Here is a 20,621-nt window from a genome sequence, read left to right on the forward strand (position 1 = left end):
GCATAGCAAGTGACTAAGATACCGATACCAGGTCAGCCTGTCCGTGGTTCAAAAAGCGGCGCGCCCATTATGGCTCTGTTCGACCTGCTTGGACGGCACTGGGCTATGGGAGTCCTTTGGACGCTGAGCGAGGCTGGCCCATGCACTTTCCGAAAGCTGCAAGAAGAATGCGAAACAATCTCACCTGCGGCACTCAACACCCGACTGAAAGAGCTTCAAGCGGCGGGATTTGTTCATCGCGTTGCCGAAGGATATGCGTCGACTGATCTGGGAAAACACCTCTATGATCATCTCTGCCCGCTCGGAGACTTCAGTAAGGAATGGGCGAAACACTTACACGCTCAGGAATAGGAGGGCGGACGTTCAGAATCATAGATTGAAGGTCCGGTTTGTCCGCAGACTGGGAGTTGGAACAGACACAAATTTTGGCAGCGCAGCGAATGGCCGCTAAGTAGCCTCAGACGCAGAATTCGGCTGCTGTGCTCAAAGTCGGCTCTGGGCCGTTGGGTATGTCGTAGAAATCACGGCAGGGTCTTATGCTGCGTTTTCTCCAAGGTCAGCGCTGAGCCCAAAGTGCAAGATTCTGCGTGCTGCCCTAATGACAGCAAAGCGCAGCATAGCTGGCTTTGCAAACCTACTCCAAAGGTCCTTAGCCGCTAAAAATCACGACGGCCGTTTCGCGTTACTTTTTACCTCGGGGAATACAAAGGTCCTGCCAACGCGCAAAAGGGAAAAACACAGCGGAGGGGCGACCAACAAAGTTAGGGGTGAAGCCACGAGCAGACCGCCGATCATCATGGTGGCCATCGGTTCGAACAGGGCGCCTCCGGACAGGGCCATGGGGATCAAGCCAAAGACCGTCGTCAACGACGTTAACATAATCGGTTTCGCTCGCGCCTGAGCAGCAACTACGACTGCATCAGCAAGTGGACGCGTCTTTAGTTCGATGTCGATCTGGTTTATCAGAACAATGGCGTTGTTGATAATAATGCCCATCAACGACATCAGCCCCAGCATGGCAAAGAAAGACATCGGCTGGTGCATCAGGAGCATGCCGAACGGTGCTCCAATCACGACAAGGGGTATGGTCAGGAACGTGGCCATCGCGCGCCGCATTGAGTTGAATTGAAAGACCAACGCCGCAAGCATAACCGCAAGCGCATAAGGCAAGTTTGCCGCCATCTGGTCGTTTACATCCGCGCTGTCTTCTAGCTCGCCGGCAATTGAGATCTCATATTCCGGACCGAGATCGAGCGCAGCCAGTGTTGGTTGCAAGGCACTCAACGTCTCCTGCGCGCTTTGAGAGGCACTTTTACCTGAGATCACAATGCGTCGAACCTGATTTTCACGCCGGATTTCAGAGTATTCCAGCGAAGGTCGGAACGTGGCGACCTGATCGATGGCGATCAGTTGCCCTTCGGCGGATATGGTCATGTTAGCAAGGTCTTCCACACTGTCCCGACCGGCGGATTGCGCCCGCATCACGATTGGAATCTGAGCGTCACCCTCGCGAAATGTCGAATATTCGGTGCCCGAAAAATAGGCTGCCATAACACCTGAAATGTCTTCTGAGGTGACGCCGAACTCGCGTGCCTTGTCCTGGGCGATGTCGATGACGATCTTGATGATCTTGTGACCCCAGTCCGTTTCATTCTTGACCACATTTGGCATGGCCGCAAACGCGGCGGAAATCTCTTCGGCGGCAGTCAACAATACCTCCGCATCAGGTCCGAAGATTTCCACGTCCACAATTCCGGATTCCGATCCGCCTTGCGGCAAACGCGTAACGCGAAACCGTGCTTCGGGAAATTGGGCGAGAAAGGCATCCCGGGCGCGTTTCACAACTTTTTCGGCGGCTTCAAGATCCGTTGCGTTGACGTGGAAGAAGGCCTTGGTCGGATCAGGGTTGTTCGGATTGAGCCCCAGATTGAACCGCGGCCCGCCGTCACCCACAAAGGCCGTTGTATTGTGGACCTCAGGGTTGGTCTCAACGTCGGTCAGCCAATCCTGCACCCGCAGTGCCATGCGCTCGGTCTCTGATATTGCAGCGTCTTTTGGCATGTCCATGTAGATCAGGAAATCGGCCCGTTCGCTGAAGGGAAACATCTCGGATTTCAACAGGGAAAACTGACTACCGCTCCAAACCACCGCAGCCAGGGCCAAAGCCGTAATTGGGATGCCGAAAGGGAGCAAGACCCGGATCACCCGCGCATAGGACCGTGCCAACAACCCCGGCCCGCCGGACGACGTGTTTGGCCTGAGCAATTTGGTGCACAGATATGGCAGGATGTAGAGCGCAGTCAGCCATGAGCCCAGCAACATCGACGCGACAACCGCGCCGAGGGAAAAGGCGAATTCACCTTCGACGCCATTCATCATAAGCATCGGCAGGAATGCCGAAATCGTTGTGATCGATGCCACACCAAGTGGGACGACAAACTGCGAGCCAGCGGAGAGGGCCGCCTCCTGCGGCTCCATACCGGTATCAATGCGGTTGCCGATGTCTTCGACCACAACCAGACCATTGTCGACAAGCAATCCCAGTGAAATGATAACGGCAGCAATCGATACCTGCTCGATGTCAACACCGATACCCGCCATCGCCACAAGCGCGAAGCAAATGGTGAACGGAACAATGCAGGCAATCACGATGGCTGACCGCAAACCAAGAAAAACGAGCATGACCAGAAAAACGACCCCAAAGGTCTGCCCGACGTTTTCCAGCGCGTTGTTCACGCTGTCCGTAACCACCGTTTCCTGAAAGGTTGACACGCTGAGCGAAATGCCAATCGGCTGGCTGACTTCGAAACTGCGCAGGGCAATATCCAGTCGTTTCCCAAGGTCCTGAATGTCCGTTTGGGGCGACATCTCTATTGCCGCGACAATCGCCGGCTCACCATTAAAAAACACCGGGGCGTTTTTGGGATCCTCGTAGCCTCGCCTTACGTCAACAAGGTCAGATAGGCGTACAAATCCGGCCAGACCGCTGACTTTGGTGAGCACCGCGCCGATTTCCTCAAGCGTCCGAAGATCGCCATTGGCCTCCAGCGTGATCTTGTTTCCGTTCGCGTCAATTTCGCCTGCCGGAAGAATGACGTTTTGTGCCTGAAGGTCTGCCAGCAACTGGTCCAATTGCACACCGACAGCTGCGAGCTTTCTGACATCGACCTCAAGCCAAATACGCTCTTCCTGCACACCAAAGAAGCTGACTTTGGTGATCCCTTCCACGCGGAAAAGCTCTGTGCGCAAGTCTTCGGTGACGTCCTCGATCTCGGCCAGCGAAAACCCGTCGCCTATGACGGCCACTGTTGCAATAGCCACATCACCGTAGTCCGAGTTCACAGCGGGTGTGCTGGTACCCTCCGGCAATTCACCTGTAACTTCCTGCATCTTGTTGCGCAGGTCTTCCCATGCGGCCTCGATATCCGTGCCAAAAACCGTGTCGAAGAGATCAACGTAAATCAGGACCTGACCATCGGAAATAATTGTCTCGATATCCTCGACATCACCGATTTCGCGGATTTTACGTTCAATCGGAATGGCGATCAGCTGTTCCATCCGCGCCGGGGCCATGCCCTCAAAGCTGGCCGCAACGACCGCGGTGCGAATGGTGATCTCGGGGTTTTCGCGTTTGGGAATGCCCAGATAGGATATCGCGCCCAGGCTCAGAATGAACGCCATCATCAGCAGGGTCAGGCGGTTCTTGAGCAGACCAAAGCGAGTTAAGGCTTCCATTTACCGTCCCCGTCGTTGGGTAGAAGCGCAACCTCCATACCGTCGCGCAGGAAAGCGACCCCCTTGGTCGCCACCCGCTCGCCCGGCGACAACCCATCGATGATCAGAAAGCTGTTTTCGCGAATGCCCGCCATAGTCACGGTTCTGCGCTGGACCGTGTTGGTTTCAGGTTCGAAAACATAGACCTCCAGATTGATTGCATCGTTTGGCCCGGTGTCCTTGGGAATTTCCGTTCCCGGGATAACCGCAGACATCGGCAACAGATGCCCACGCGCAGCGAGCAGGGGAAACTCCAGCGCGACCTCGACCGCCATCCCTGCCTTGATGATCGGAGCGATTTCCTTCAGGCGAACCACCACTGGAAAAGAGGAAACCTGGCCTGCGCGTTCACCCAACTCGCTGACAACCCCGCTCAGGGAAATGCTGGGGTCGTCAGCAAGCCGGATGGTGGCGGGGGTGCCGACAACCAGTTGTCCAACCACATCGAAGCTGACCGAAAACGAAACCTCGAACTCTTCCTGCTGATATAGCGAAAGCACCGTCTGACCGGACGACACCGTTGCGAAACTGTCCACTTCCAGCGCATCAACGATCCCGTCGAACGGGGCAAACAGCTTGCTGTCCGACAGATCCTGTTCGGCCGCAGCCAGATCCTTTTCCGCCTGAGTCAACTGCGCCCTGACCTGAGCGACCGTTGTGGCGTCTTCGTCCCGTCGAACCACGGTAACAGCGCCACGCTCCAACAGCGTCTCTGAACGTGCAAGATCCCTTTCCGCCTGCGCCAGGGTGACGCGTACCTCTTCGACAACAGCCTTGCGGTTATCGATAGTTGTTTCGAATTGGTCCGTCTCCAATTGTGCCAGTAGTTGACCTTCTGCAACGCGTTCGCCCACATCAAGACTGAGGCGCCCCAGTCGACCGCCAACTTCGAAAGACAGCAGGTTGACCTCGCTAGGTTCCAGAACACCCGGATACCGGCGTACGGCGACATCTTCTGCGTCAGACACCAGCGTCGTGATCAGGCCCCGTACTGTTTCCTGCTGCTGGGTTTGCCCGGTATCTTCTTCTGGCAGACACGCGGCAAGCAACAGGGCAAGCGAACCCAAATGCACGACACGTCTTGTAGAAAGCAGAACACTATCCCTCATGTCAGTCCCTTCCCCAAGTATTCAAAGACTTTGGCCGCAAATGAAAGCTTCAAAGTCAAGGCGTTATGCCGTGCTTCGAAATGCCTCGAGCAAGGCCAGAAGTGCGCGCTGAATGTTCGGATCAGCAGCGGATTTCGGCACTTTTTTCTCTTTTAAGTTGGCGACAAAGATACCGGTCGCGCCGCCAAACTCGGCCGGATCAGCAGCGGCAATGACCTTTGCGGCTTGCTTTTCTGCGGGGCTGAACAGGATGGGCGCAAGCCATCGTAGAAACGTTGGCATCCCCGAGTTCCCGGTGGTGGTCATAGCGGTTTTTGTCGCGCCGGGATCGATGGCACGGATCAGGATATTGTGCTGCTTTAACTCATCGGCCATTGCCGGAGCCAGCGCGGTAACGGCAAGTTTCGTCTGCGCATATGTACCCATCAGACCGCTGACGGTCTCTGGGTTTGTGATATTTTCTAGGTTCAGGGATTTGACCGATGAAACAGCGCTGGACGACATGTTCACCACCATGGCCGGCACCTCTCCGGATGGTCGCGCCATTTTTTCCCGAAGGCCAAGTGTCAGAAGATACGGGGCAAGGACGTTGACGGCGAAATGCATCTCGATCCCCTGATCATTCAGGACCTTTTCTCCGGTCAAGACGCCTGAGTTGTTGTAAAGCGTCGCAACGCGGCCGGGTAGTGCGTTGATTTTTCCGATCGCGTCAAAGACCTGTTCCGTCTCCATCAGGTCTGCAGTAATCAATTCGATTTTCTGGTCCGGAAACTCGGCAAGTATCTGCTCGCGCTGCGCCCTAGCTTTGGGTTCACTTCGGTTCAGCAAAACAAGAGGGTCGCCACGTGACGCCAAAATTTGCGCTATTGCGCCTCCTATTCCGCCGGTTGACCCGGTGATGACGGTCCAGTTTGCAACGTCAGATATCATTTGTTACGCCTGTTCGACAGGAATGGTAGGTTCGTGAATTCATACATAGTGTATATATTCACTATTGGAAATAGAAAATGTCACAGTCCGCAGCACGCGCAATTTGTCAGTTTGTTCCGCCCTTTGTGCGATTTCTACGCGAGGGCCTGGCGCAGGTGCCGATATCTCCTGCCCGGTTTCAGGTGTTAGAGGCACTGAAATTAGATGGCGCTCTTTCGATGGTGGAACTCGCGGAACGACTTACAGTCACCAAGCGCAACATCACGTCTCTTGTGGACGGCTTGGAAAAGGACGGTCTGGTCAGCCGAACCCCGCATCCGACAGACCGACGCTCGACTCTGGTTTCGCTGACCACCGTGGGCGACAGTACGTTTTGTAGTGCCGCAAAAATACAGCATGATCATTTGGCAAAATTGATGGAAGGTCTGAACGACCGCCAAAAGGACGAGATGGCGCAAACGCTTACCTACCTGACACAGAAAATCCAGGAATGCTCGGATACCTGAAGTGTTGCCCTCTTTCATTGGGCTTACCGCGAGGTTCTACAGACCATTGAACTGGAGCTTTCGGCCGCTGCCTGAACGAGCCAATTGATAAACAATCCAACTTCGTCTCTGGCCGCCGCGTCCTGCGTCGTGACGACGTCAAATCCGATGTCGGTGGTCTGAATTTGGTCAGGAAACGGACAGACAAGGAGACCAGCTGCCATGGGGTCCTGTAATGCCGGCCAACCGCCCAACAGAACGCCTTGCCCGGAAATGGCCGCCTGAACGGCCAGTCCGTAGTCGCTGAACCTGGGCCCGTTACTTGTGTTGACCCCTTTGATACGTCGACGTTCAAGCCAGGTCTGCCAGTCGAACCATGAACGTGCGTTCCGGGCCCAGGGCATCTGCGACATTTCCCAATGGATCAGGGGGACATGGCAGAGGTCTTCGACGGACCTAAGGTTTACTGAGTCTTTCAGCATCCGGGGGCTGCAAGTCGGCAACACCAGATCTTCAAACAATCGGGTCGAGATCAGCCCGTCGGCGGAAGGGACGCCATATCTGATGGCGACGTCCACGTCTTCGCGTTGAAGGTCGACGACGCGCTGAGACGAATCGATCAGGATCTGGATGCCAGGGCTGTCCGCTCTGAACCGCTCGAGCCTGGGCACCAACCATGTAGTTGCAATCGAAGACTCGACGCTTACGATAAGCCGTGAGCCATGCGTGTCAGTGCGCATTTTTCTAACAGCATCAGTGATATGGCGCATTGCCAGCTGCATGTCATTTAAGCCCTCTGACCCTCTGTGCGATAGCATCAGGCGATGACCGTTGCGTTCGATCAGCTTGTGCCCAATGGCCGTCTCAAGCTTAACAACCATTTGCTTTACGGCGGGCGGGGTCACGTTCAACTCTTCTGCCGCTGCCTTGTAGCTGAGATGCCGGGCTACGGCCTCAAAGGCCCGAAGCGCATTCAAAGAAGGGATCCAATCTGTCATGAAGTTAGTTTTGCTAAATCCTGACTAAGATCAATTCAATTCGGCCGGTCAAATTTTCAAGCTAGAAAGTCAAGGCCCGACCCCGATCCTCAGTCGTGGCGCTTAAAACAGATAGGACAGCATCATGGCGCGTATCGTATCCGCAGGGCGTTTGAGAAAGTCGCCCTATTACCAGTCAACGATTGATGAAGGCGCCGAAACACTCCTGACCTACAACAACATGCTTGTCCCGCGTGGTTATGGGGATCGCGAAGCAGAATACTGGCGATTGATAAACGGCGTGTCCATGTGGGACGTGGCCGTCCAAAGGCAGGTTCAGTTGAAAGGACCTGATGCGGCCCAACTGGCCCAGATTTTATGTGTCCGCGACCTTTCCGATCAGAAAGTCGGGCAAGGCAAATACGTGGCGGTTTGCGATCACCGTGGTATCCTGATCAACGACCCGATCGCGATGAAAGTCGCGGATGACTGTTACTGGTTGTCTATCAGCAATTCCGACATCTGGTTCTGGGCGCGGTGCGTCGCGGGCGAGCGAGGCCTCAACGTCGAAGTCAGCGAGCCGGACGTGTCCCCGATGGCTGTGCAGGGACCAAAGGCTGAAGACGTAGTAGCGTCGATATTCGGAGATTGGGTGCGTGAGCTGCGCTATTTCTGGTTCCAGGGCGCAGAGGTCGAAGGTATACCACTTCAGCTGGTCCGTGCGGGTTGGTCGAAACAGGGCGGTTTCGAGTTGTTTTTGATGGATGAATCCAAGGGCGACCGGCTTTGGCAGATCGTCAAAGAGGCAGGACGCCCCTTCGACATCGGTCCCGGATACCCGAACCCATCTGAGCGCACGGAAAGCGGTCTTTTGAACTACGGCACAGATACAGATGATGCGACCAATCCGTTTGAAGTGCGGATGAAAAAGTTTGTCGACCTTGATCTGGACAGGGACGTCATAGGCGCCTCAGCCTTACGGAAGATTAAGGAAACCGGCGTGAAGCGCCATCAACTTGGCGTCATTCTTGAAGGCGACCAAGAGGACGAGGATCAATCAATCTGGCTGGACATTAACCTGGACAACCGGATTGTCGGGCACATGACAAACAAGGCGTGGTCCTACCGCTTGAAGCGAATGATCGGCTACGCCCTGGTATCCGTTGACGCGCAGGCTGGTGACATCGTTCAAGTCAGGAGAGGTAAAACTCTAATCGACGCGCGGCTCGTTGAACTTCCATTTAATGTCTGACGAAGCAATCTGAAGTGTTTTTTGCTTCAAATTATGTTTGTTGATCTGAGGGCAAAATCTTCTGATCTTTGTGTCAGGTCTGTGTATGAGAGCAGCCGTTCAAAAGTGAGACAGCAACGGCAGCGAAGTCCCGCACTTCTGGCCTCGGCCACACAGCATTTTCGCGGGCGCAGCGAATGGCGGGTTCGGTGAAGCTGCACTGCGGCGCAGTCTGACACGACGAATGGCTGGTAAGGGCCGCAGAAAACATCTGACCCTTTTTTGGTACAACTTACCGGTTCCTCAAAACCTCTCTCGGACTGACGCCCAGAGTTTGTCGAAACATATAGCTGAACGCACTCGTAGACTCGTATCCCATGTCGAAGGCAACCGAGGTTACGCTCTCACCCGACGCAAGCAGCGCTACGGCATGCAAGACCCGTGCATGTCGCAACCACTTCGAGGGCGGCATGCCCGTTTCGGCGATGAACCGTCGTTCGATGGTCTTTCTGCTCGCAGAGACGTCTGACAACCAGGCTTCGACCGAGCGAATGCTGCCTGGGTCGTCGAGCGCACTACGCGCGACATCGAGAAGCCGTACATCTTTCGGCAAAACAAGTGAGAGCGGCACGTCCTTCGCGGCGAGTAGCTCCTGTCGAAGCAAGGTATGCAGCGCTGTGTTGTGCTTGGTTTTTCGCGTGCTTGTAGCTTCTGGCATCGCTGCAACAAACAATGCATCCAGAAGCGGTGTCATGGCCACGACCCGGCAATCAGGCCCAAGCCACTCTGCCTCATCGCGATTGACATCGACATAGTGCATGACGTTGTTCGCCCCATAGCGCATCCAGTGCTCTTTGTCCGGGGGAATCCAGATCGCCATGGCCGGACTGAGCAGCAGGACCCGGTCTGGTGTACCGACGTACATCGACCCTGAGGCTGCGGAGATGAGTTGACCAAAATCGTGGGAATGCCAGTCGTAGCTTTCGCCTGACGCTGGCTCAATCGTTTCCCCAAGATAACGGGGGCGGTCAGATGTAGTCGGTGTGCTGTCCGTCAATGACGAATCCTCGATAACAGTCGTCTCCCTGTCGACAGACAGACATATCACCCTTCGCTATCAATCGCCAATCAGCCGGGCACCGTGCCCAATGTTTCGTACTCGATGGGTCAGCCACCATGACAGAACGATCCCTAATGGCCTGGTTCGCCGCAGGACACTTCGCCATCGACTGGCCAATTGCGGCGCTGTGGTTGATCGTGCCGGCTGCTGGCCTATCCATGAGCCTTTCTCCCGCCGAGGTCGGTCTACTGTTCACGCTGTTCAGCGTTGGTGGTGCTTTGGCCTATCTGCCAGCAGGCCTCATCGCAGATCGGGTTTCGAACCGCAGTCGTCTTTTTGTCGGCACTTTCTCCTGGGTCGTCGTGGGATATGCGCTCGCAGCAGTGGCGCCAGGGTTTTGGAGCCTCGCTATCCTTCTAGCGCTCGCTGGGATGGGCAACGCGGCCTGGCATCCGATCGCAACTGGAATATTGACGAGTACCAATAAGGCAACCCGCGCCCGCGCTTTGGGAATGCATGCGGTTGGAGGGTCGTTTGCGGAGGTCTTCGCGCCACTGTCGGTCGGGTTGCTTCTGTCGGCCCTCGATTGGCGCGGTGCCTTGGCCCTGTCGGTGCTTCCAACCGTTTTGATTGGCGTGTGCTTCTTATGGGTCGTGCGAGCGGTTCCCGTATCCAAATCTCCACGTATCAATCGTAAGGACCTCGTGCTGCTTCTGAAGGCATGGCGCGGTCGAAAGGGCGTCCGCCTGATTGCCATGGTCTCACTCTACAACATGGCAATGATCGCTCTCCTGAGCATGATTCCTCTCTATCTGGCGAAGGTTCACACCCTGTCCCCGGCGAAAATCGGGATCATCTTCGCCGTCATGCTAATTGTAGGGGCACTGGCTCAGCCCTGGGTCGGAGCAATTTCCGACAAGCTCGGCCGCATTTCGGTCCTCGCAACAGGAAACGGGCTTGCTACTTTGGCCATTGGGATGCTGGTTCTCGAACCCCCGTTTTGGTTCATGATTGCGGCGATGGCTTTTGGGGTCGCTTCGCTGGACGCCGTACGAGCGGTAATGCTCGCAGCGACGGTTGATCACTCGGATCGCAATGAAAGCACGACCCTCGGTTTCGCTTTCACTTTGCTGGACGGCATAGGTGCAGTTGGCGCGGCTCTGGCCGGGATTGCCGCTGGCATATCCTGGGGTGCCATGTTTGGACTTTCTGCGGGACTTGCTGGCGGCGCAGCCATTCTTGCCATCAGTAGTCTGCGCGGTTCAGCACGACCCAACGATCTTCGGTCAATTGATCCGACTGGTGGAGAACGCATGACAATCGAAGAGGCCAAAGCCGAACATGCGAGGCGATACTGGTTCCTCTAATCACATGCGCGAACTGCCGCGACTAAATGCGCCAAGCGACAAATAGGAAAAAGCAACAAGGATGCTGAACGATGATTGCCTACATCACAATCGGTGCCGATGATATGGTGCGCGCTGAGCGCTTCTATTCCGCGTTTCTGCCGGATCTCGGATATCAGCTGGAACACTATCACGGTGACCTGAGTTACGCGCTTCCAACAAAGCCGGGGCAAGCACCAAACCCGCCTGAGTTCTATGTCAAATCGCCCTTTGACGGGCAGCCCGCATCAACGGGGAATGGCACGATGGTCGCGTTCGAGGCGCGCAGCCAAAAACAGGTCCGTGATCTTTATGCCGCCGCACTTGAGGCGGGTGGAAGAGACGATGGAGCGCCAGGATTCAGAGAGGCCTACGGTCCGAACTTTTTTGTCGCCTACCTACGCGATCCTCAAGGCAACAAGATTGCACTATTCTCTAGCGGTCAGAGCGAACCAGGAAGAGAAGAATGACGGCAGCCGTCTCGTTGGGCAGGCCAAACAAAGATGGACTTGGTATTGGTCGCTTCGTTTGCTATTTCTTTCGCACGGTCGGCAGACACCGAGGCGTCGCTGCTCCTCTGGGAGAGCTAAACCTGCCAAACAGATCGAACGGCATAGCATTCACTTACACAGTTGAGAGCGCCGCTTCGTTAAGCCAGCGACCGACGATCCAGCATCGGCGCTTGATGTGGAAGTCCCATGCCTAAAATCCCTTTGCCGTTACACACGGACGACTTGACCTTGTTTGTGCGATCCCTCGCCAAGCAACTCGGCGACGCAAGTCCACCGCACCTCGTGCTTATGAATATGGCTGCGCGTGCCGCAGGTTTTCAAAACGTTCAACACATGCGCTCGGTCCACGCTGCAGGCCAAAGGCTTGCCCGCGTAGCTGACGGGCCACCAGTTGACGCGCGGATGGTAGAGCGCGCCTTGCATCAATTCGATGCCAATGGCTGGCTCGTTCGCTGGCCGTCCAAGCGCAACGTGCAAACGCTTGCTCTCTGGGCGCTCTGGGCAAGACTTCCACCGGCACAGTCGATGATGGAGCAGGAAGTCAACGAGCGTCTAAATCTCGAACACATGTTCAAAGACCCAGCAACCCTGCGGCGCACAATGATTTCTGCCGGGCTCCTTACGCGCCGAAACGACGGTACCGATTACCGACGCGTCGAACAGGAGCCGCCAGCCGAGGCGAAAGCTCTCGTTCAAGCGCTGAGTGTGCGGCGCGGGAAGTCTTCAGGAAGCGCAAGAAACGGGTCGTGTGGCTCCAAGAGCAAACATATCCCTAAGGCAGACGAGGCGAGTTTGACCTGAGACTAACGTTGGGTCCCAAACATCGCCCCATTCAGAAACTAATGGAGATTTGCCCGATGAAGATGCACACATCAGATTATCCGCAGTCATTTGAATCCGCATTGAGCGATGATGACAGATGGAACGCGGTCAAAAACAACGACCTCCTTTCTGGACGGTCGTTTTGTCTATGCGGTCCGAGCTTCTGGTGTCTATTGCCGCCCTTCCTGTCCCTCGAGACTGCCAAAGCGGGAAAACACCGCTTTCTTCGATGGGCCGGAACAGGCAGAAGCTGCCGGATTCAGGGCATGCAAGCGCTGCGGTGGTATTCAAGCGCCTCGAAAACCACACGAAGAACTTGTCGGATACGCGATTGAGAAGACCGCAATCGGATACTGCTTGGTTGCAATTGGGCCACGCGCCGTGATGTCGGTCGAGCTCGGAGACAGTCCAGACACCCTGCGCGAAGCATTCTGTGCCCAATACACCAATGCTGTTGAGTTACGGACCGACCACGCGGCTATGCGGATCATAAAGAACGTAGTTGCGATCGTCGAAAACCCGAAATCATCTCATGCGATCCCCTTGGATTTTCAGGGCACGCGTTTCCAGAAGAACGTCTGGAATGCGCTCAGAAAAATTCCTGCTGGCCAGACCGCGACCTATGCCCAAATTGCCAACGCCATAGGGAAGCCGAACGCAGCCCGCGCCGTCGGAGCGGCCTGTGGCGCCAACCGCTTTGCGGTACTGGTGCCGTGCCACCGGGTTTTACGTGCCGACGGTACATCCAAAGGATTCAGATGGGGATTAGGCCGTAAAAAGCAACTCCTTCAGTTGGGGGCTGCGGCATGAACAAGCACAAAACTCATGAATTGGGTGATCAAATGGTTGATAGACCGGAACAGCGGGTGGCCCAATACAACTGGGCGGCCATTCACGAGCAGCTTGACCGTGACGGATGCGCCGTACTGTCTTCACTGCTCAGTAGAGATGAATGCACGGCGATCGCTAGGCAATACAACGAAGAGGACATCTTTCGCAGCCATATTCACATGAAGCGTCACGGCTTTGGGCAAGGAGAGTACAAGTACTATTCCTACCCGTTGCCTGGTGTCGTCAGTCAGCTTAGAAGCACGCTCTATGCGCGGCTCGCGCCGATCGCCAACACATGGGCTGTGCGAATGGGGACGGGCATTCAGTACCCAGAAATGCACTCCGATTATCTGGATATGTGTCATAGAAGTGGGCAGGAGCGTCCGACCCCCTTGCTCCTTCAATATGTAGAAGGCGACTTCAATTGCCTCCATCAAGACCTGTATGGGGACCTGTTCTTTCCTCTTCAAGTCGCTTGCCTGCTTTCGGAGCCCGGGCGTGACTTCAGGGGCGGTGAGTTTGTTTTGACAGAACAGCGGCCGCGAATGCAGAGCCGACCGCAGGTTGTCTCACTTGGCCAAGGTGATGCGGTGGTTTTTGCGGTAAACACGCGACCAGTCAAAGGCACACGTGGGGATTATCGCGTCACGACGCGACACGGGGTTTCTCGCCTAGAGGAAGGGCATCGCCACACACTTGGCATCATTTTCCACGATGCAAAATGAACGTTGAATCGTAATCAGCCGAAACCATAATCGCGCAGAACATCAGCCTCTGATTTCGAAGCCGTGACAATTTTCTGATCGCTGGTCAACGTCCGTTTTGGCGATGCTGCACTGCGTCGTTGCAGGACAGGTTGGATGACTGGTATGGGCCGACCGGAGCCGCATTAGCCATTGGTTCTTTTTACAAACGCACGGAGTAGCGCCAATCCCGAGCTTACGTCGCCTTGGGTTATTCGGATATTTTCCTTGCTAAGCGTCTCTGGTCCAGCGCCCCGCCTATGGCGGGACCGCGCAGCGGTTGGATCAGCATCCGGTCTAGCCAGAGGTCACGACGCGTGCGGAACTGCTCGATGCCGATCTCCATCTCCACGTGTCCCTTGGCGGGTTGGGCGATGTAGGTGCCGAGCAGCCGGTCCCACCACGGTAGGTTGAACCCGTAGTTCGAGTTGGTCTCGCGCGGATCGACTGAATGGTGGACGCGGTGCATGTCGGGGGTGACGACGAAGAGGCGCAGCACTCGGTCCACTGGGCGAGGCAGATCGACATTGGCATGGTTGAAGAGTGCGGTGGCGTTCAGGATGACCTCGAACAACAGAACCGCGATCGCCGGTGGACCGAGCGCGGCCACCACTGCCAGCTTGATCCCCATCGAGATCAGGATCTCGACCGGGTGGAACCGCAGCCCCGTGGTAGCGTCGAAATCGAGATCGGCGTGGTGCATTCTGTGCAGGCGCCAGAGGCCCGGCACCGCGTGGAACATCACGTGCTGCAGGTAGATCGCGAGGTCCAGGAAGAGCATGGAGACGACTATGGCCAGCCAGACCGGAATGTCGATGTTGTTGAACAAGCCCCAGCTGCGCTCTTCGGACATCACCGCGAGGCCGACGGCCAAGATCGGGAAGCTGAGCCGCAGGATCACCGTATCGAGCACCACAAGTGCCAGGTTGTTCGTCCAGCGGATCACGCGTGGGATGTCCCGACGTCTCCGCGGCGTCGCCACCTCCCACAGCGCCATGGCCGCCAGGACACCGAGAAAGGCAGCAAGGCGGATGGTCGGTTCGGCTGCGAGGATAGTCTCGGACATAAATCTCGGACTTCGCGCTTGTGGGGTGCGAGGGAATCGCTATCATTCAAGTAATTGCTTGAATGATCTAACGTCTGGAGACGTCCCGTGTCAATCAGCCCCAAGCTGGCTCTGCTCGAGGAATACGCGCTCATCGCCCGCGCCCTGTCGGCTCCGGCCCGGCTGTCGCTCCTCGAACAACTCGCGCAAGGAGAGCGTGGCGTGGAGGCGCTGGCGGAAAAGACCGACCTCAACATAGCCAACTGCTCGCAGCACCTCCAGCAACTCCGCCGCGCGGGCCTCGTCACCAGCCGCCGCGACGGCAAGGCGGTGATCTATCGGCTGACCGACGCGAAGACGCTCATGCTCATGGACCTTCTGCGCATCGTCGCGGAACGGAACCTCGCGCAGGTCGCGCGCATCCTGCGGGGCCTTTCGGGCGGCGAAGACGCCCCCGAACTGGTCAGCCGCGCCGAATTGGCCGAACGGCTTGCCGAAGGCTCCGTCACCGTGCTCGATGTGAGACCAACGGACGAATACGCTGCGGGGCACGTTCCCGGCGCGCTGAACGTCCCGTTGGCGCAGCTGGAGGAAATCCTCCCCAAGCTCTCGCTGGACGAGGAGATTGTCGCCTATTGCCGTGGACCCTATTGCGTCTACGCGCATCTGGCTGTCGCAGCCCTTCGGAGCCGAGGCTTCAACGCGCGACGGCTGGAAGGCGGTTTGCCGGACTGGCGCGGGGACGGGCGCGAGGTGGCGACCAGCCTATCGGCGTAACCCGATCCACCCCTAACAGATGATGTCGCCCGCCACGTCCAACGGACGGCCAAGCAGCACACGCAGATTGCGCTTTATCAAATTCTTCCAGACGAGGTTGGGAAAGCTCCTGAGGAAGTCGCGGACTGACCCCTTGCCCGCGCGACCAAGCGTATGAATTGCGACCGAGGGTCTTGCCGGGCGGAAGAAGCTTTTGGCGCGGATCGGCCGGCTTCCTCGCAACGCCTGCAAGGCCTTCGCAGTGGCTGTCGGGTCGTTCCAGTCTGATTTGAACACGACACAGCCGTTGCGGTTTATGATGAAGACCGAGTTGGGCAGCCCGCCATAGGCCCGATGAGCCGTGCCATCCAGATCGTCGACCAGAACGCGGCGCGTTTCACCATCTTCGTAGACAAGGCAGCGGGCACTCGCGATCTTGTGGTCAAGTGTCCTGTGCGCGGCAATGTCCGCACCGGGATGCGCCTCGCGGACGTACAGAACAACGCTCGCAACATCACGAAGTCCACCCATGGATTTGCGTCGGCTCTGGAACAGAGGACACGTGATGCTTCCGATCTCAAGGACCAGAAAGTCGCCCTCAAAATCCAGCAACTGACAAGGCTCGCCCGTCGTATCAAACACGCGGGCGTCCGGGGCCTTCGCACCAATCTCCGGACCTCCGCGGGCATGAAAATCAACCTCGTCGGACGAAAACGTTTCATAGTTGTAGCCGGTCATCTCAAGGCTCCTTCGTAATCTCGAGGTCGCGACAGGGCGCACTGTCATCGCCAGTCGGTTGACGAACCCCATCCACGGGTTTCAAGGCGATGGTCCAATGCGTCAAACGCCCGGCAAGATTTGCGGTCAACGTCTCGGGCGGATCAAAGCCGACCAGCCGCAGCGTGTCTTCCACCTCCGGCACACTCGGAAAGCGGTAGATCGTGTCAGGGAACCTGTCCACGGCTCGCTGATCCGCCGTCGACCGGTAGCATAGCACGAACCGGCCACCGGTGCACAGGACGCGGAACGCTTCGGTGAGTTGCGCAACCGGATCCGGCCAGAAGTAGATTGTGTGGACCGAAAGCGCCTTGTCGAACCGGTTGGTGTCAAAGGGCAGCGACGCGGTGTCTGCATGATGCAGCGTGAGCCGCATGTCCCAGACAGCCTCGCGGTTGCGTGCACCCGCGCGCCTCAGCATGACCTCGGAGAAATCCACGCCGGCGCTTTCCCTCAAACGCACCTTTCGATCCGCCTTGAAAAGCGTCTCGCCATGGCCGCAGCCGATGTCGATCAGGCGGTCGCCGTACTCGAGATCAAGCAATTCGAGGGCACGGTCATTCTCAGGTCGCGTTTCGCGGGCCATGACGCGGGCAACGATGGCACCCAGCAGTCCTGTCGGGCGGCGCCCCTGGCGGGCAATGAATTCAGGTTTGGTCATGTGAGGCTCCTCGTTTCGACATCCGGGATCAATCAACGCTGCTCAAGACGCGTCGGAGCGCATGAACCGAGTGCCAGCGTTGCGTGGTGCAGAAAGGGCCGGCGCAGCCCCTCAGGGAAATGGCATCCGGTCCCTGCCGCGTGATCGAACCGCGATAGGTGCGCCCGTCCTCTGGGCTAAGGAGTCGTCCCGACCAGCTTTCTCCAGAACGTCGCAGGTCGGTGACGATGACATCGCCCGGTTGCGCGTATGCGGTATCGGCTGGGTCCCAGGCCCAGACCATCCGGCCACAGGTCGCCGCGGTTTCGATCTCGCAGGGCGCGAATTCCACGACGATCCCGAGACCCGGCGAGGCATATGCACCGGTTAGAGCGTCGGCACGAGCCTCACTGGCGCCGAGACCAACGATAATGGCTGCGGCGAGAAGCATGGCGCGCGCCTCCGGTGTCGAAAGCGGCCGCGCGACCCGCCGGAATTCTTCGTGGTAACTCGGGTGCTCGGTCCCCATCCAGCGATCCCACCAGGTGAAGTAGAGGCCGAGATTGTATCCGGCATGGGCGTGATGAAGGTCGTGATGTGTGACGGTTGTCATCCATCTGAACAGCGGTCTGCCGTGGCGGTTGGCCGGGAACAGCTCGTACCCCGAATGCCCGATCGCGTTGCGCAGCATCATATGCGTGACGAATATGAGGATCGCGACCGGATGGGCGGGCAGTAGAAGCAGGATCAATGGCAGGAAGATGGCATTCGCAATCGCCTCGCCTAGATCGAAGCTGTAGGATGTGAAGGGCGTCGGATTGTGCGAGCGATGATGCAGCCGATGAAAGCGCCGGAATAGCGGCGGATAATGCAGCAGCCGGTGCGACCAGTAGAACCAGGCATCGTGCGCGACGATAAGAACGGCAGTACTGAAGGCCAAATAAGCCCAGCCATAAGCACCGATCTCCGTATAGATCGGGACGATCCCTGCTTCGGCCCCCAACACGATCAGCGTCCCGTTCAGCGAGAAGACAAGAACCGTGCGCAGGCTGGCCAGGACCTCGCGCCGAATCTGACCGCCGGGCGGATCGCCGGCCCTGATCTTCCAGGCCCTGAGCCGGGCAGCGAGAAGGAGGTTGACGATCAGGTACACGCCGCCTGCGCCAATCGCATAACGCAGGAAATCTGTAGCGAGGACGCCGGAAAAGACCCCGGCGAGGTGAGTGAAAAGGCATGGCTCCGGCATGGTCTGCTCCTGATCTGAGTTGCTTCAGGCCACATTGCGGAACCGGAGCACGAACTCGCGCCGTTTTCGAAATGCACCGCGAAGTTTCCGGAATCGGCGCGAATTCTCGGAAATCGGTGCGTCGACTTCGTTGACCGAATTGCCTGTCTGGGGTTCGCTGGGCTCATGGATGACCTGCTGGTAAGACTGGACCTCGTTTTGAGAGGCGGTGCGGTGACCGCGCTCGCCATCTGCGCGGTCATCTTCCTGGCCGACCGTACCCAGTGGCCAAGAAGCCTCTCGGTGCCCACACTGTGCGTGGGGTTAGGTGCCTACTTGCTCGTCTCAACACCAAGCATAGGGCTCTCTGGGACCTCGCCGGCAGTAATCCTCGTCATGATGGCTGGAGTAGTGCCGATCCTGGCGGTTTGGGCCGGTGCGGAGCTGTTCTTTGACCAGCCCGATTACCGTCCCTGGCACGGCGTGGTAGCCACGCTTGTCGCAGCAAGCGCGTGGTTTGCTCCCGCTCATCTTTTCGTAGCAACCGTCAGGGGCGTCCTTGTCGTCCTGCTCTACATGGGCCTGCTTTACATTGCGCTCTCTACCGCCGCCGATGACCTCGTCGAAAGCCGTCGGCGGTTCCGACGTTGGTTCGTGGCTTTGATGGCACTGACCGGTCTGGGGATTTCGCTGGTCGAGTTGCTGCGACTCGATGCCGACCTGCCCCCTGTGGTCTACCCGCTGCATGCCTCGGTATTTTTGCTTCTGACGATCCTGTTTCTCAACTGGGCGACCCGGATCACGGATGATCTCTGGCCGCGGCAACCGGCAATCAAGGCGAGACTGGCTGCAGACCTTTCGTCCGCCGATGCCGCGGTCCTGCAAAGGATCGAGGCAGCGATGGCGAAGGACATCTGGAAGCAGGAAGGGCTTTCGATCGCCCAACTTGCGGCCAGTGTGGATGCACCGGAGCATCGCGTTCGGCGAGCGATCAACAAGGGGCTCGGGTACAGAAACTTCGCGCAGTTTGTCAACGAACGCAGGGTCGAAGCGGCTCGGGCGATCCTGTCCGATCCTGAACGCGCCGACACGCCGATCCTGTCAATCGCCTACGATGTGGGCTTTGCGTCCCTCGGTCCTTTCAACCGCGCGTTTCGTGAAAGGTATGGTAAGTCACCGAGTGAGTATCGGTCGACGCAGGAACCGTCCAAGGTTTGACGAATGCTGGCTCGCGAACGACTTTCAGGTCACAACCCTTTACATTTGAGGGCCATTGCAATTCGCTAGTGCAGCGAATGTCTGGACCGCGGACTGCGACCGCAGCATCTAGGAACGTCGGTGAAGGGCAGCTTTGGGCCGGAAACACGATCGTGGTTTCCCGCTTGATCCCATCACCGGCAACAAGAAAGCTTCACTGCGGCCTTTTCTGCCAGCATTCTATTGTTACAGTAAGATGGCATCGCTGATCATCGTCGTATTAGATTTTCCGCAAGTATGCCCAAGAGACATACCCCTTTAGTTTCCACGTATTGGAGGAAACCCTCCGACTTCCAGTCGGATCTGCTTCAGCGTGAAAGAATCGTGTTATGACCTTACCCTCTGGAAAATGAGCCGAAGCTGCTCGGAAGGCTCATTTTCCAGAGGGTAAGGTCATGCAGTATGACAGCGGTAAGCACTGCGTTTTCTATCACCGTTATCATATCGTCTGGTCGACGAAATACCGCTACAAGGTGTTGACCGGCGGGGTGCGCCTGCGGGTGCGCGACATTATTCGTCAAGTTTGCCGCGAGAACGAGGTCGATATCCTGCGCGGGGTACTGTCCTCAGATCACGTCCACATGTTTGTGTCGGTGCCACCGAAGATCGCCATCTCCGATCTGGTGCGCAGGATGAAGGGCCGTTCGTCTCACAAAGTGCAGCGGGAGTTTCCCGTGCTGCGCAGGCGCTTCTGGGGCCGCAGGTTTTGGGGAAGAGGATACTTCTCCACCACCAACGGTGCCATTACCGAAAACATCGTCCTGCAATACCTCGAAAATCACATCGCCGATCCTACCGACGCCAGTCGGTAGTGGTTCAGTTTACGAGCACGCTCCAATGAAACGCGGCACCAACGAGTGCCACCGGTCTGCTCGCAGCTGTGAACTCGTAGTTCGGTTCCATTTGGAAGACCAACGATCACATTGAACCCTGTTCTGTCCGTCGTCAGGGATTTTGGGACAGGTGACGGCGTGAGCTAAGAGAGGGTCTGGCGCATCTGGTTCATGTGATTATGCGGCGGATTTGCGGTGAAGCAAGCGTCGCGTTTCGATGGTCTTTAGT

20 protein-coding genes are annotated in these 20,621 nt (G+C 57.2%); 11 read left to right on the plus strand and 9 right to left on the minus strand.

Annotated elements, in window-relative coordinates; translation table 11 throughout:
- Nucleotides 1-69 precede the first annotated feature (69 nt).
- Nucleotides 70-351 carry a helix-turn-helix domain-containing protein gene (locus tag J7394_RS20815; RefSeq protein WP_209255890.1) on the plus strand — a complete coding sequence of 94 codons (282 nt, stop codon included), beginning with the start codon at nucleotides 70-72 and terminating at the stop codon, nucleotides 349-351.
- A gap of 312 nt (nucleotides 352-663) precedes the next feature.
- Here the strand turns inward: J7394_RS20815 and J7394_RS20820 are convergent, their stop codons facing one another.
- The 3 genes from J7394_RS20820 to J7394_RS20830 all read right to left on the minus strand — a co-directional run bounded on the left by J7394_RS20820 (nucleotide 664) and on the right by J7394_RS20830 (nucleotide 5,813).
- Nucleotides 664-3,735, minus strand: a complete 3,072-nt coding sequence (locus J7394_RS20820) for an efflux RND transporter permease subunit (RefSeq protein ID WP_209255891.1) — start codon at nucleotides 3,733-3,735, stop codon at nucleotides 664-666.
- Nucleotides 3,723-4,883, minus strand: coding sequence for an efflux RND transporter periplasmic adaptor subunit (locus J7394_RS20825; RefSeq protein ID WP_209255892.1), 1,161 nt, complete (start codon nucleotides 4,881-4,883; stop codon nucleotides 3,723-3,725). The genes J7394_RS20820 and J7394_RS20825 overlap by 13 nt, the downstream gene beginning before the upstream one ends.
- A gap of 63 nt (nucleotides 4,884-4,946) precedes the next feature.
- The gene (locus tag J7394_RS20830; RefSeq protein WP_209255893.1) at nucleotides 4,947-5,813 is read right to left on the minus strand and encodes an SDR family NAD(P)-dependent oxidoreductase; all 867 of its coding nucleotides are present in this window, start codon (nucleotides 5,811-5,813) and stop codon (nucleotides 4,947-4,949) included.
- 77 nt (nucleotides 5,814-5,890) lie between these two features.
- Here J7394_RS20830 and J7394_RS20835 point away from each other — a divergent pair, with 77 nt between their 5' ends.
- Nucleotides 5,891-6,319 carry a MarR family winged helix-turn-helix transcriptional regulator gene (locus J7394_RS20835; protein ID WP_209255894.1) on the plus strand — a complete coding sequence of 143 codons (429 nt, stop codon included), beginning with the start codon at nucleotides 5,891-5,893 and terminating at the stop codon, nucleotides 6,317-6,319.
- 23 nt (nucleotides 6,320-6,342) lie between these two features.
- Here J7394_RS20835 and J7394_RS20840 read toward each other — a convergent pair whose 3' ends face one another.
- Complete coding sequence (locus tag J7394_RS20840) at nucleotides 6,343-7,296, minus strand: LysR substrate-binding domain-containing protein (protein ID WP_209255895.1); 954 nt, start codon at nucleotides 7,294-7,296, stop codon at nucleotides 6,343-6,345.
- Nucleotides 7,297-7,420: 124 nt separating this feature from the next.
- Between J7394_RS20840 and J7394_RS20845 the strand changes: the two genes are divergently transcribed.
- Nucleotides 7,421-8,527, plus strand: coding sequence for a glycine cleavage T C-terminal barrel domain-containing protein (locus J7394_RS20845; RefSeq protein ID WP_209255896.1), 1,107 nt, complete (start codon nucleotides 7,421-7,423; stop codon nucleotides 8,525-8,527).
- A 271-nt stretch (nucleotides 8,528-8,798) separates the two neighbouring features.
- Here J7394_RS20845 and J7394_RS20850 read toward each other — a convergent pair whose 3' ends face one another.
- Entirely contained in the window at nucleotides 8,799-9,563 is a 765-nt protein-coding gene (locus tag J7394_RS20850) for a helix-turn-helix transcriptional regulator (RefSeq protein ID WP_209255897.1), read from the minus strand.
- A 119-nt stretch (nucleotides 9,564-9,682) separates the two neighbouring features.
- Here J7394_RS20850 and J7394_RS20855 point away from each other — a divergent pair, with 119 nt between their 5' ends.
- From J7394_RS20855 to J7394_RS20875, 5 genes are all read left to right on the plus strand, one after another.
- Nucleotides 9,683-10,933 (plus strand): MFS transporter, encoded by a 1,251-nt coding sequence (locus J7394_RS20855; protein ID WP_209255898.1) that lies wholly within the window; start codon nucleotides 9,683-9,685, stop codon nucleotides 10,931-10,933.
- Nucleotides 10,934-11,004: 71 nt separating this feature from the next.
- Nucleotides 11,005-11,421, plus strand: coding sequence for a VOC family protein (locus J7394_RS20860; protein WP_209255899.1), 417 nt, complete (start codon nucleotides 11,005-11,007; stop codon nucleotides 11,419-11,421).
- 228 nt (nucleotides 11,422-11,649) lie between these two features.
- Nucleotides 11,650-12,264, plus strand: a complete 615-nt coding sequence (locus tag J7394_RS20865) for a DUF2087 domain-containing protein (RefSeq protein ID WP_209255900.1) — start codon at nucleotides 11,650-11,652, stop codon at nucleotides 12,262-12,264.
- Nucleotides 12,265-12,375: 111 nt separating this feature from the next.
- Nucleotides 12,376-13,095 (plus strand): methylated-DNA--[protein]-cysteine S-methyltransferase, encoded by a 720-nt coding sequence (locus J7394_RS20870; RefSeq protein ID WP_209255901.1) that lies wholly within the window; start codon nucleotides 12,376-12,378, stop codon nucleotides 13,093-13,095.
- Nucleotides 13,092-13,841 carry a 2OG-Fe(II) oxygenase gene (locus J7394_RS20875; protein ID WP_209255902.1) on the plus strand — a complete coding sequence of 250 codons (750 nt, stop codon included), beginning with the start codon at nucleotides 13,092-13,094 and terminating at the stop codon, nucleotides 13,839-13,841. Before J7394_RS20870 ends, J7394_RS20875 begins: the two co-directional genes overlap by 4 nt.
- A 229-nt stretch (nucleotides 13,842-14,070) precedes the next feature.
- Here the strand turns inward: J7394_RS20875 and J7394_RS20880 are convergent, their stop codons facing one another.
- Complete coding sequence (locus J7394_RS20880; protein WP_209255903.1) at nucleotides 14,071-14,925, minus strand: sterol desaturase family protein; 855 nt, start codon at nucleotides 14,923-14,925, stop codon at nucleotides 14,071-14,073.
- Nucleotides 14,926-15,012: 87 nt separating this feature from the next.
- Between J7394_RS20880 and J7394_RS20885 the strand changes: the two genes are divergently transcribed.
- Nucleotides 15,013-15,681, plus strand: coding sequence for a metalloregulator ArsR/SmtB family transcription factor (locus J7394_RS20885; RefSeq protein ID WP_209255904.1), 669 nt, complete (start codon nucleotides 15,013-15,015; stop codon nucleotides 15,679-15,681).
- 12 nt (nucleotides 15,682-15,693) lie between these two features.
- On the opposite strand, the gene J7394_RS20890 is transcribed toward J7394_RS20885, so the two are convergent.
- The 3 genes from J7394_RS20890 to J7394_RS20900 are packed head-to-tail and all read right to left on the minus strand — an operon-like array spanning nucleotide 15,694 to nucleotide 18,323.
- Nucleotides 15,694-16,398 carry a deiodinase-like protein gene (locus J7394_RS20890; RefSeq protein WP_209255905.1) on the minus strand — a complete coding sequence of 235 codons (705 nt, stop codon included), beginning with the start codon at nucleotides 16,396-16,398 and terminating at the stop codon, nucleotides 15,694-15,696.
- Between the two features lies 1 nt (nucleotide 16,399).
- Complete coding sequence (locus J7394_RS20895) at nucleotides 16,400-17,098, minus strand: class I SAM-dependent methyltransferase (protein WP_209255906.1); 699 nt, start codon at nucleotides 17,096-17,098, stop codon at nucleotides 16,400-16,402.
- A 28-nt stretch (nucleotides 17,099-17,126) separates the two neighbouring features.
- Complete coding sequence (locus J7394_RS20900) at nucleotides 17,127-18,323, minus strand: sterol desaturase family protein (RefSeq protein ID WP_209255907.1); 1,197 nt, start codon at nucleotides 18,321-18,323, stop codon at nucleotides 17,127-17,129.
- A 165-nt stretch (nucleotides 18,324-18,488) separates the two neighbouring features.
- On the opposite strand from J7394_RS20900, the gene J7394_RS20905 reads away from it, so the two are divergent.
- Nucleotides 18,489-19,520, plus strand: coding sequence for an AraC family transcriptional regulator (locus J7394_RS20905; RefSeq protein ID WP_209255908.1), 1,032 nt, complete (start codon nucleotides 18,489-18,491; stop codon nucleotides 19,518-19,520).
- A 434-nt stretch (nucleotides 19,521-19,954) separates the two neighbouring features.
- Nucleotides 19,955-20,371, plus strand: a complete 417-nt coding sequence (tnpA, locus tag J7394_RS20910; protein WP_209255909.1) for an IS200/IS605 family transposase — start codon at nucleotides 19,955-19,957, stop codon at nucleotides 20,369-20,371.
- Nucleotides 20,372-20,621: the final 250 nt, after the last annotated feature.

Origin of the sequence: Ruegeria sp. R13_0, from assembly GCF_017743995.1 — a bacterium.
Classification (GTDB): domain Bacteria; phylum Pseudomonadota; class Alphaproteobacteria; order Rhodobacterales; family Rhodobacteraceae; genus Ruegeria.

Excerpts from the sequence above, each read along its gene's own strand:
- J7394_RS20905 (WP_209255908.1), top strand. The coding sequence starts at position 18,489 with ATGGATGACCTGCTGGTAAGACTGGACCTCGTTTTGAGAGGCGGTGCG.
- J7394_RS20870 (WP_209255901.1), top strand. The coding sequence starts at position 12,376 with ATGACAGATGGAACGCGGTCAAAAACAACGACCTCCTTTCTGGACGGT.
- J7394_RS20900 (WP_209255907.1), bottom strand. The coding sequence starts at position 18,323 with ATGCCGGAGCCATGCCTTTTCACTCACCTCGCCGGGGTCTTTTCCGGC.
- J7394_RS20865 (WP_209255900.1), top strand. The coding sequence starts at position 11,650 with ATGCCTAAAATCCCTTTGCCGTTACACACGGACGACTTGACCTTGTTT.
- J7394_RS20815 (WP_209255890.1), top strand. The coding sequence starts at position 70 with ATGGCTCTGTTCGACCTGCTTGGACGGCACTGGGCTATGGGAGTCCTT.
- J7394_RS20830 (WP_209255893.1), bottom strand. The coding sequence starts at position 5,813 with ATGATATCTGACGTTGCAAACTGGACCGTCATCACCGGGTCAACCGGC.
- J7394_RS20880 (WP_209255903.1), bottom strand. The coding sequence starts at position 14,925 with ATGTCCGAGACTATCCTCGCAGCCGAACCGACCATCCGCCTTGCTGCC.
- J7394_RS20845 (WP_209255896.1), top strand. The coding sequence starts at position 7,421 with ATGGCGCGTATCGTATCCGCAGGGCGTTTGAGAAAGTCGCCCTATTAC.
- J7394_RS20890 (WP_209255905.1), bottom strand. The coding sequence starts at position 16,398 with ATGACCGGCTACAACTATGAAACGTTTTCGTCCGACGAGGTTGATTTT.
- J7394_RS20875 (WP_209255902.1), top strand. The coding sequence starts at position 13,092 with ATGAACAAGCACAAAACTCATGAATTGGGTGATCAAATGGTTGATAGA.
- tnpA (WP_209255909.1), top strand. The coding sequence starts at position 19,955 with ATGCAGTATGACAGCGGTAAGCACTGCGTTTTCTATCACCGTTATCAT.
- J7394_RS20840 (WP_209255895.1), bottom strand. The coding sequence starts at position 7,296 with ATGACAGATTGGATCCCTTCTTTGAATGCGCTTCGGGCCTTTGAGGCC.
- J7394_RS20820 (WP_209255891.1), bottom strand. The coding sequence starts at position 3,735 with ATGGAAGCCTTAACTCGCTTTGGTCTGCTCAAGAACCGCCTGACCCTG.
- J7394_RS20895 (WP_209255906.1), bottom strand. The coding sequence starts at position 17,098 with ATGACCAAACCTGAATTCATTGCCCGCCAGGGGCGCCGCCCGACAGGA.
- J7394_RS20835 (WP_209255894.1), top strand. The coding sequence starts at position 5,891 with ATGTCACAGTCCGCAGCACGCGCAATTTGTCAGTTTGTTCCGCCCTTT.
- J7394_RS20855 (WP_209255898.1), top strand. The coding sequence starts at position 9,683 with ATGACAGAACGATCCCTAATGGCCTGGTTCGCCGCAGGACACTTCGCC.
- J7394_RS20825 (WP_209255892.1), bottom strand. The coding sequence starts at position 4,883 with ATGAGGGATAGTGTTCTGCTTTCTACAAGACGTGTCGTGCATTTGGGT.
- J7394_RS20860 (WP_209255899.1), top strand. The coding sequence starts at position 11,005 with ATGATTGCCTACATCACAATCGGTGCCGATGATATGGTGCGCGCTGAG.